Below are 9803 nucleotides of genomic sequence, written 5' to 3' on the forward strand. Positions count from 1 at the left end.
TATAATCATAGCACATGCCAATCTTTATGCTCAAAAAACGATCAAATTGAAATTGGTTAAACTAATAAGTTGTTGCAAAGACATCGAGCAGAGGCATTAGAGGGAGCGATTCCTTGTGAAGCATATTTAAAATCAAGGAGTTAGTTCGAATTGAGATTTCTCGAAGAGAATGCAAGCTAACGATTTAACCTGATCCCCCCTATGAATAAAGACAAAATTATGGGATAATTATTCGCCAATTTAATTAAATTTAGTATAATTATATGAAAATAAAAGCAGTTTATTTGATAATTTCTATTTTTTTTCCTGTCGCTTTATTCGCAAGTACTACTCCTTGTCCTTTATCAAACGGTATCAATGTACATACCAAAAAGCGAATTTTAAATATTTGTAAACACGGTACAGTAATTAAGACCTTTAAAGTAGCGCTCGGATACAAAGGTGTCGGTAAAAAACACGCGGGGGATAATAAAACTCCAATTGGTTTATATGGGTTAGCTCATCCAAGAAAATCGAATCAATTTAAAGTTTTTATTCCAATTCTCTATCCGACTACAAAACAATTAGCTGCGGGATACACAGGCAGAGATGTAGGGATCCATGGACCTACTCAGTCATCAAGTATGTTTCGTTGGTTAAACAACTTACCAAGCTCAACACGTGGATGCATCGCTGTTGGCAACAATAACCACATCGAATATGTGGCTAATTGGGTAAAGGCTAATCCAGGGACTAAGGTTCTAATCATTTAATTAAGAAGAAATTTTGTCGCATTGTCACTCATATAAAAAAAGCAACTTCCGCAGTCAAGGACAGTCGCTTTTTCATGAGAACACCGCGACCATTAAAGGAAAGTTCATAAATCTGATTGCCTTGATACACCAATAAAACAAGAATAATAGTTAAGGTAAAAGGAGTTTTTATCGTCAATTGCGTCCCATTTCTTTTTTAAGTCGCGACTCCAATTGTCCATTAATGGATTTAATTGTTCGCTAGGGAAATCCCCTGAACGATCGATTTTAGTTAATTTCAGTGGGTGTACACAGACTTATCCACAGAAAATGGGGATAAGTTATTGAGCAATGAAGCAGACTAGAACTATTAAAGCCTGAATGGAGAAGGATTATTCAAAAAATACTCATATTATAGCTAAATCATAGAATGAGGTAGTTAAAATAATATCCACAAAGAAGCATGGAGATATACGTAGAAAGGTGGGTATTTATGGCCAAATGTTCAACCTGCAGATGGAGTAAATGGCCCTCTATCTGTATTTCCCATGTTTTGCGAAGGTAATGATGAGATGTTAATCTTTTTCACTCTTTCGATTTCCTTACTGATAGTCTGCTCCATTCGATCATAGGCTTGCTGAGTCCCTGTTTGAATTTTAATCCCAAGCAGTTCAGCAAAGCGACTAGTACAACTTTGACCTCTTCGGGTATCAAATAATTTTTGATGATTTGCCCGATGCACCGTAATTTTATCCAATAGTAAGCGTAGCGATAATTGCGGCTCAACTGCTATCTCAAGATATAGTTTTTTTAATTTTTTAAATTTTCGTCTTGTGACGTCAGATTCAGGCTCTTTTTTAGGTATATCTTCGAGCTTTTGATACAGTTCTTCCAGCACTTTCATTTGAGTAGAATTTACCTGAAAGCAATTTGGTGGCTGAGGCAGAATATAAAATGTATTTGACGGTAAGGTATTTCCATTCAAAAGTATTGTTTTGTAATCAAATCCAAGAGCAAATAAGGCAGGAACATTGGCAGTATAATGTAAGGTATAATTAAGAATAGAACGTGCTGTCGTACGACAGGTATTATAGGTATTAATTTCCTTCGCCTCATCAATTATATCTTGACGAATTAGCTTATCATCGTGAATGCCTTCCTTTTTAAAGGCTCCAATCTCTTGGTATGTTAGAGCAATTTTTCCTGGAGATATTTCTTCATCAGGAAGATAACAATAAATACCTTTCCTGAGTTTTAACACGGCCCTTTCAGGATAGGTCAATTTTTTATCTTCCCCAACCGGATTGGCTCTATCTTTATATAATTCCAACTGATCCTGATGAATATCTTTTGTTATCGCTAAAAATTCTAAATACTGCTCAAAGGAGATAGCGTAGGCTTGATAGCTAATTACTGGAAACTGATTTGAACTCCCAAGACCTTCATCAATTAATAAAGCATCTGAATGACCTCTGAGCATTTTTCCAAACAAGGTGAATTGCTGGGTACAGCTTGTTCCAAAGCTTTTATCAATAATGTTTCCTTTACCAACCTTCGCTAAAAGCTTAGGTTTACCATCCACTACGACACCCAACATAATAAAACTATGGACATCTTTTTTAGCAATAGCTATGAAAAATTCGCTTTCTTTATCCACAATAATCGATTGATCAATATTTGAATCAACAGTATTTACAAGTGCCATAAAATGTCTCGAAGAGATCTTAATTTGAAATTATAGGGTATTTGTTGGTCATTTAAAACATTTTAAAGAGCATCTGAACTAAGAATGCTTTTCTTTTTGAAAACAGTCATTTAATAATGGTTCAAAAATTCGACTCAACATCCCAATTAGTTGCCATAATGTTTAATTAATAATTGAAATGTATAATCGTGTTCATTTAATTTATATTAAGTAATTTTCAATGACTAGAATATCACCAACAGATGAAAACACAGACCAAACAAATGAATCAATTGCGCTGATTAACCCGACTGACTTAACTAAAGAACAGAGTATATTCCTAAAAGAATTTTTGGAGGGGGATGACCAACCCGAAGTATTTTTACCGGATACGATTTATACATATAAGCAAATTCAATTTAAATTAACCCATGAGCTGAACTGGCGTTTGGGGAAAGATGGTGTCAGTGAATGTTTTGAAGTGATGAAAAATAGTCGGGCAGGTGTTGGAAAATACGCTACAGTGGATAACATTGAAGGAAAGTTAGTTTCTTTTAGTAAGGAACTTGAGTTTGCCCCCGCACATAAAAAACCTCACAAGGAGAGAGTGAGAAAATTCATGTTCTTTAAACAAGATAAGGAAGAAGAGCAATGGCGTGACAGCATTAAAAAAGAATATAAGCGAACGAAGCAAGCAGGACATTTAAATGTAAGAAAACCTGTGTTTTTTAGAGATAATGCGGGAAAACTTTGTGCCTACATGTTCATTAAGAAAGCATCCGGTGCCACATTGCATGATATTTTACATGGCAAATCCAATGTGCAACTTGATATCGAAACTCGTAAAACAATATCTATTGCCATTCTCAACGCCTATATAGAACAAGTCGAAAGCAAAGGCTTGGTACACAATGATATTTCACTTAAAAATATAATGATTGATATTTCAAACCCCAAGCAACCAATTGTCACGTTTATTGATTTTGCATTTGCCAAAAAAACACATAAAAATGATGCTGGCCCCAACATAAGAGGGACTCCTTTATATATGGCTCCTGAACGATTTGTTGGAGAAGGCAGTAGTACAGCAAGCGATGTATTTGCTTTAGGGCATATTCTTGCGGAACTCTTTGGAGAGCGAAGGATCACGCCTGGCCCTAAATGGGGTATAAAAGAAATTTACGGTTTAAATAAGAAAGGTACTTTTGATAGTGATCTTATTTATCTTGAGGAATTCGAAAAAGATACAATAACTCATAATCTTTTACCTATGGTGTCGCCAAATCCGGAAGAAAGGCCAACCCCAGAAGAAATAAAAGAAATTCTTATGGCTGAATATGAGTCATCCAGTGAATCAACATTAAACACTTCGATAGAATTCCTGCATAACCTGTAGATTTTGCTTGAGAGCAAGGCCGCTTTATTTAGAGGAGCGAGCTTACAGGTAATTGAGTACTGCAGAAACAGAGATAAAGCAGCAACCAAGGAAAATTCAGGTTATCTTAGAATACTAAACCCCGCTCCTCTAGTAAATTGCAACTTAGCATGTGTAAAAATGATATTCGGATAGCACCAACAGGTTGAGCTTTTGCTAAACGCTTTCCACTTCTTAAAACAGGCAGGATCGCTTATAGTAAATATTTGTGAACAATAACAAAGCGTACACGCCTCAATTCACAGTAAAATGGATTAAAAATATTAGCTGCTAAAATACCTATAGGGATAAAAAAATGGACCCGGTCACACATGCAGTCTTGGGAGCAGCCTGTTCTCAGTCATGTTTATTCAAGAAAGACAAGCATAATGCCTGGCTTGTTGGTGGCTTAGCAGCTATGACTCCTGATTTAGACCTACTAATTCGAGAATCAGGCAACCCAATGCTCTTCTTTCTCTATCACCGTCACTTCACCCACTCTTTACTTTTTATTCCAGTAGGTGCTTTGATTGTTACTTTAGTTTTGTTAATTTTTAAACGCTTCCGAATCAATTGGAAATACACTTATTTAGCAGCATTAATTGGTTATGCAACCCATGGCTTGCTCGATGCATGTACCAATTATGGGACAGTCTTATTTTGGCCCTTTTCCACAACCAGAGTAAGTTGGGATATTGTTTCTATTATTGATCCCTTTGTAACGATACCCTTATGTTTGGGAGTTGTTTGTACTGTTGTTTTTAATAAAAGAAAGCCAGTCATTATCGCTTTAATATTAGCAAGCGTATTTATGCTATTTAACGGATTTCAACATTATCGAGCAATGACAGGAATTCGGGATGAACTGGCCAAGCTGAGGATAAATACTCAGAAGGTACGTGTATTCCCTCAATTATTGAGTTCAACTTTATGGAGAGGAATTGCCCTAACTACAAATCGCTTATATATCATTGATGAAGTAACTCCCCTTTTTAGAGAGTCAAAGAGTCAATTGGTAACAAGCTATCCTTTTTTCCCACCCCAAGAATTACCCAATTACGTCAAAGACTCACCTTCGTTATTTCATGATTTTACTATTTTTAACTGGTTTACTGATAACTTCCTTATTATCGTCAATAATAAACCACTCATACTCACTGATGGGCGATTTTTAGATGACCAAGCTAAAATTGCTTTATGGAGTGTCCAGTTTTTATCAACCCAATCGCATGCAGATGTGCTTTACTCTTTACGCATAGATAATTAAAAAATCAACTCGTTATGACTGCCAGCATCCCATAAGGAATTAATGATTTGTCATATTTAATAATCTCTTAATTTAAAAATTATATACTTTGATAAATTTATTAGCTTATGAACTTTGGCCATGCTAAAAAAACTTGATTCGAACTTATCTAAGCAAAAAATAATCTTATTTATTCCGTTCACTGCAAGTGAAAATAATTTTTCTCTTTATATGAGAGCATTAGACTGGAGGTATAATTTAAAAACTTCAGTAGGGAAAAGTGACAAAACTCCAAATATCATAATCTATCGTCATCCTGATGAAAACGAAGAAGAGTACGAATATTATGATCAAGCTCAATTTAGTTTTACTCAGGAAAATTTGGGAGACAATGCAATAATTTATATTCTTGCTGATGGAACCGGAGATCCTGATCATGTCATAAATATTAATCAAGCCTATTACCAATATCTTTCGCAAGAACCTTATGAGCTATCAATTCATGCAGTGGCCTGGCGAATGAAACAATGTGGTCTTACACCTTCATTAGCCCAGAATACGAAAGCAATTAATTTATTCATATGTGACGAGAATAACACTAATGATCAATTAGCAGTCTATTTTGCTCAGGGTTTAGGAGAACACTATAAAGACGTAACCATTAACTATTACTCAGCGACAGTCCATGTACCGCAGTTAGTATCATTAAATGGAGTTGATTATGAAACTAAAAAATTAGCTTACTTCCATAGTAATGCAACAGTTAAAGTTGGTTATGCTCATGAGCACAAACATACACTAAAAGTAAGCGACTCATTAATGCAGAAAGAATCTCCTCATGCTACTGATACTGATTCACTAAAATCGAAAGCACGAGCTTTACCTACGTTTAGAGAGCTGACCTCTGCTGCTTCCTCTTTAAGCATTGAGGAAATTCCAGATTCTGAGAGTACACAAAATAGCTTGGCACAAGAGCCTCAGTCAATAATTTTCCCAGACGATGAATCAGATATTGAATATGAAGAAGCCGACTGCATAACACTTAAATATCAACACACAATTTCAACTCAAAGTACTGCACTTATTGTATGGCAAGATAGAAGCATTATCTCCTTTTTTAAATATGTTCATCAGGTAGATAAAAAGGATAAAGAAGAATTGCGTGATAATTTAAATCTCTTTATGTTATAAGCAATCCTATAAACAAGGATGAAATGCTTCTCCTTGACTATATTCTATAAGCCATTATCATTTTTTATTAATGGCTATAACCCCTTTTATTATTCTGTAAAATTTATGTTTCATATTGCCTTATACCAACCTGAAATTCCTCCAAATACTGGAAACATCATTCGATTATGTGCCAATACTGGTGCAAAACTACATTTAATACATCCTCTTGGTTTTTCATTACAAGAAAAAGCATTAAGACGTGCAGGGCTCGATTATCACGAATGGGCGTCCATATCCCAGTATGAAAACTGGGAAACCTTTATTCAACAACATCATCAAAAAACGATTTATACGTTCAGTGCTCGAGCTCAGAAGTGTTACTCAAAGGTTCAATATACACCGGAAGACATGTTTTTGTTCGGTCCAGAATCAAGCGGGTTACCTAAAGAAGTTTTACAAAAATACACCGCCCTCTCTATTCCGATGCGTGAGAATAATCGAAGTTTAAATCTTTCAAATGCAGTTGCAGTCATTTTATATGAAGCGTGGCGGCAATTAGATTTTACTTGATATTCAATAGATTCAAAAACGCCTCCCTAAAAATACCAGCTGCACGTACTTAATTAACAAAAGCCCTCTGTACTGAACACACATTCTAAAAATTGAAATCATATTCATCTTTATTGACAACAAACAAAACGAACTGTATATTCATTTTATGGATTGAAAATGGATTCGTATTCAAATGAGGCAATTTTTAAAGATCGTAGTACTTGCATCAACTATTCTTTCATCTTCATGTGACAAAAAAGACAGTGAGAATTACCTGCATTTCGCCACCTCAGCAGAATATCCACCATTTGAATATAGCGACCACGGTGATATAAAGGGATTTGATATTGATTTAGCAAAACTCATTGCTAAGGAGCTTGGCAAAAGGGCTGTTTTTGACAATATGCAATTTAGTACTGTACTTCCGGCCATAAGCTCGGGGCAAGATGATGTTGCCATAGCTACAATCTCAATTACTGATGCTCGAAAAATCAATTTTGACTTCTCTGAACCTTACTATTTTGAAGGCATGGCCGCCGTGTATCACTCCAACCAACCAGTCACAATACCGAACCAACTCAAAGGAAAGAAAGTAGCAGTTCAACTTGGTAGCATTATGGAGATTTGGTTGCGAGAAAATTATCCTCAAGTCGAAATTACTGTTCTGGATAATAATAATCAAGCGATTGAAGCATTAATTTCAGGTCTTGTTGATGTCGTTTTAATGGATGGCTCTCAAGGTAAAATCTACTGCAAAAAACATATGGATCTTTCTCATTCTGTAATTGCCAAAGCAGACCATGGATATGCATTAGTCGTCAAAAAAGACTCTCCTTTAACAATAAAAATTAACAAGGCATTACAAAAGCTTAAAGAAAATGGAGAAATTCAAAAGCTGGAAGATATCTGGTTAAAGGACTCATTATAAATAAATTGATGGAGGCTAACATGTCGCTTACTATCCCAGTTAATAACACTCAGATTGCAGAAAACGCTTCTCAATCTATTAGTGAAGTAACAACTAATACTTTTGTGATTAATCTACAACAAGCACTATTTGATCTTGAATCAGGTACGTATCAAACCAAAGATTCTGTATCTGAATCAGGAGAGTTAACGAATAGAACATCCTCTAAAAAACCAAAGCATTTGCTGACAGGAACGGAATTAAGCACAGAGGATTTGATGCACATTTTGGAGAAAGCTAAAACGCTGAAACAAAATCCATCCTTTTACAATCAGGCTCTAGCCGATAAAAGCCTTGCGATGATTTTTGAAAAACCTTCTTTTCGAACCCGATTAAGTTTTGCAATGGCAATTCAAAGTATGGGTGGAATAGCCATTGAAAGCGTAGGCAATACCAGAAAACAAGAAGCACCGGCAGATATGGCAAGAGTTCTAAACGGCTATGCTGATTTTATTATGGTAAGAACTCATGCTGATGAACTGTTGCAGGAAATGGCTACCTATGCAAAAGTACCTGTAATCAATGGCCTTTCGGCATTGCATCACCCATGCCAGATTCTTGCTGATTTGCTGAGTCTATGGGACCAATTCGGCACACTGGACGGGCTAACCGTAGCTTATATTGGTGATGGAAATAACATTCTCCATAGTTTGATACTCCTTGCGCCTCAATTAGGGATAACAATTAATTACTGCTGTCCCAAATCCCATCAACCGAATGATTCAATTGTCAAACAAGCACAAAGCACTAAAGCAGGAATGATTCATACTTTTTCTAAACCGGAAGAAGCAGTGAAAAATGCCGATGCAGTTTATACGGATGTATGGACCAGTATGGGCTTTGAAGGTCAGGAACATGAGCAAGCCTTTCAAGGGTTTCAAGTAAATGAGTCATTAATGTCTTACGCAAAACCAGAAGCAGTATTTATGCACTGTATGCCCATGGAACGAGGAAAAGAAGTATCCGAGACTTTGCCAGACAGTCCGGCTTCCATAATTTTTACTCAAAGTGAAAACAGGATGCACGTACAAAAAGCACTACTTCTCTTTTTAAATTTATAAATAATATACTGAGCCAGGTTAATTATATCCTGGCTTATAGTCTTATGAAGATTTAGAAAAAAATTCTCTAATCAAAAATTAGGAATTGGATGACCAAGTAACTCCTTGATAGAGATTATAATTATCTATTTAATCAAACTTTAACTGAGGATAAACTTCTGAATAAGCCGCAATATTCTCTTCATCGATTGTTTTATCCTTAGCATAGATTGTCTTTAAGTTCCTTCGATCTACTTTATCGCCTTCTAAATTCACTAAATAAGCTTGCATGTTATATATATGCAAAGTCACACTAATCCCTTTGCCCAAACCTTTTCTTCGCTTGAGCTGATGCACAAATATTTCACTTAAATCATCACGATTGCAATGAAATCGATAACGATCAATACGATTCTCTAATCGCGCGGTCAGTTCGCCTGTGGGTCGATAGTATTTCTCAGAGATTGGCCCTTCCAGAACAGTCACCGTTCCCTTATATTTGTGGTCATGGATTGTTGTTTTTTGTCTTGGTGCAAATGCGAATGCCCATATGGAAAAAGGATTTGCTTCATCAGGGTGATCATAGATAAGATACCGCCCAACACCATTTGGCTCTACTGTGCCTGGATCGACAGGCAAATAAGCACTATGATCTAATTTCAATGAACCGTCAGCAAGTTTTGCGGGTAAAAACGTTGAAACTGTCTCATAAGTTACAGTATCGAGCGCAGATATTGCTGCTATCACTTCTTTTCTATTTTTATTTCTTATTTGATCAATTTTTGCAAACATATCACTTCCTTTGATTCGTTCTGTGTATCGTTCATTTGGAGCAATCGCGCTCTGCTTTGCGCACTCATAATGATGTATTTCTGTCTCTTGATGGCTGATTAGATAGTGGAGCACCATCATCGCTATGATTATTAACACATGTTAAAAAACTGGTAACTCCCCACGTCATCCCGAACCCGAGCGCAGCGAGGGTGAGGGATCTCC

The 9803-nt window shown here is 36.1% G+C and carries 10 protein-coding genes; 7 read left to right on the forward strand and 3 right to left on the reverse strand.

Features of this window, described 5'->3' with window-relative positions; genetic code table 11:
- The first annotated feature begins 263 nt into the window (after nt 1-263).
- Nucleotides 264-752 carry a L,D-transpeptidase family protein gene (locus BW930_RS11590; RefSeq protein ID WP_058466848.1) on the forward strand — a complete coding sequence of 163 codons (489 nt, stop codon included), beginning with the start codon at nt 264-266 and terminating at the stop codon, nt 750-752.
- 28 nt (nt 753-780) lie between these two features.
- On the opposite strand, the gene BW930_RS17275 is transcribed toward BW930_RS11590, so the two are convergent.
- Entirely contained in the window at nt 781-930 is a 150-nt protein-coding gene (locus BW930_RS17275) for a hypothetical protein (protein ID WP_154668518.1), read from the reverse strand.
- 306 nt (nt 931-1236) lie between these two features.
- Nucleotides 1237-2436, reverse strand: coding sequence for a hypothetical protein (locus BW930_RS11595; RefSeq protein WP_058466847.1), 1200 nt, complete (start codon nt 2434-2436; stop codon nt 1237-1239).
- A gap of 220 nt (nt 2437-2656) precedes the next feature.
- Here BW930_RS11595 and BW930_RS11600 point away from each other — a divergent pair, with 220 nt between their 5' ends.
- From BW930_RS11600 to argF, 6 genes are all read left to right on the forward strand, one after another.
- Nucleotides 2657-3811 carry a protein kinase domain-containing protein gene (locus tag BW930_RS11600; protein ID WP_058466846.1) on the forward strand — a complete coding sequence of 385 codons (1155 nt, stop codon included), beginning with the start codon at nt 2657-2659 and terminating at the stop codon, nt 3809-3811.
- Between the two features lie 334 nt (nt 3812-4145).
- A complete protein-coding gene (locus tag BW930_RS11605) occupies nt 4146-5096 on the forward strand; it encodes a metal-dependent hydrolase (RefSeq protein WP_058466845.1) in 951 nt (316 codons plus the stop codon).
- Nucleotides 5097-5216: 120 nt separating this feature from the next.
- Entirely contained in the window at nt 5217-6266 is a 1050-nt protein-coding gene (locus BW930_RS11610; RefSeq protein ID WP_058466844.1) for a hypothetical protein, read from the forward strand.
- Between the two features lie 105 nt (nt 6267-6371).
- A complete protein-coding gene (locus BW930_RS11615) occupies nt 6372-6818 on the forward strand; it encodes a tRNA (cytidine(34)-2'-O)-methyltransferase (RefSeq protein ID WP_058466927.1) in 447 nt (148 codons plus the stop codon).
- A 175-nt stretch (nt 6819-6993) separates the two neighbouring features.
- Nucleotides 6994-7728 (forward strand): substrate-binding periplasmic protein, encoded by a 735-nt coding sequence (locus BW930_RS11620; protein ID WP_058466843.1) that lies wholly within the window; start codon nt 6994-6996, stop codon nt 7726-7728.
- A gap of 20 nt (nt 7729-7748) precedes the next feature.
- Nucleotides 7749-8828, forward strand: coding sequence for an ornithine carbamoyltransferase (gene argF / locus BW930_RS11625; protein WP_058466842.1), 1080 nt, complete (start codon nt 7749-7751; stop codon nt 8826-8828).
- A gap of 129 nt (nt 8829-8957) precedes the next feature.
- On the opposite strand, the gene BW930_RS11630 is transcribed toward argF, so the two are convergent.
- The gene (locus BW930_RS11630; RefSeq protein ID WP_058466841.1) at nt 8958-9599 is read right to left on the reverse strand and encodes a cupin domain-containing protein; all 642 of its coding nucleotides are present in this window, start codon (nt 9597-9599) and stop codon (nt 8958-8960) included.
- Nucleotides 9600-9803: the final 204 nt, after the last annotated feature.

Source organism: Fluoribacter gormanii, from assembly GCF_900156395.1.
In the GTDB taxonomy this organism is placed as follows: Bacteria; Pseudomonadota; Gammaproteobacteria; order Legionellales; family Legionellaceae; genus Legionella; species Legionella gormanii.

Excerpts from the sequence above, each read along its gene's own strand:
- BW930_RS11630 (WP_058466841.1), bottom strand. The coding sequence starts at position 9,599 with ATGTTTGCAAAAATTGATCAAATAAGAAATAAAAATAGAAAAGAAGTG.
- argF (WP_058466842.1), top strand. The coding sequence starts at position 7,749 with ATGTCGCTTACTATCCCAGTTAATAACACTCAGATTGCAGAAAACGCT.
- BW930_RS11620 (WP_058466843.1), top strand. The coding sequence starts at position 6,994 with ATGAGGCAATTTTTAAAGATCGTAGTACTTGCATCAACTATTCTTTCA.
- BW930_RS11615 (WP_058466927.1), top strand. The coding sequence starts at position 6,372 with ATGTTTCATATTGCCTTATACCAACCTGAAATTCCTCCAAATACTGGA.
- BW930_RS11605 (WP_058466845.1), top strand. The coding sequence starts at position 4,146 with ATGGACCCGGTCACACATGCAGTCTTGGGAGCAGCCTGTTCTCAGTCA.
- BW930_RS11590 (WP_058466848.1), top strand. The coding sequence starts at position 264 with ATGAAAATAAAAGCAGTTTATTTGATAATTTCTATTTTTTTTCCTGTC.
- BW930_RS11610 (WP_058466844.1), top strand. The coding sequence starts at position 5,217 with ATGCTAAAAAAACTTGATTCGAACTTATCTAAGCAAAAAATAATCTTA.
- BW930_RS11595 (WP_058466847.1), bottom strand. The coding sequence starts at position 2,436 with ATGGCACTTGTAAATACTGTTGATTCAAATATTGATCAATCGATTATT.
- BW930_RS11600 (WP_058466846.1), top strand. The coding sequence starts at position 2,657 with ATGACTAGAATATCACCAACAGATGAAAACACAGACCAAACAAATGAA.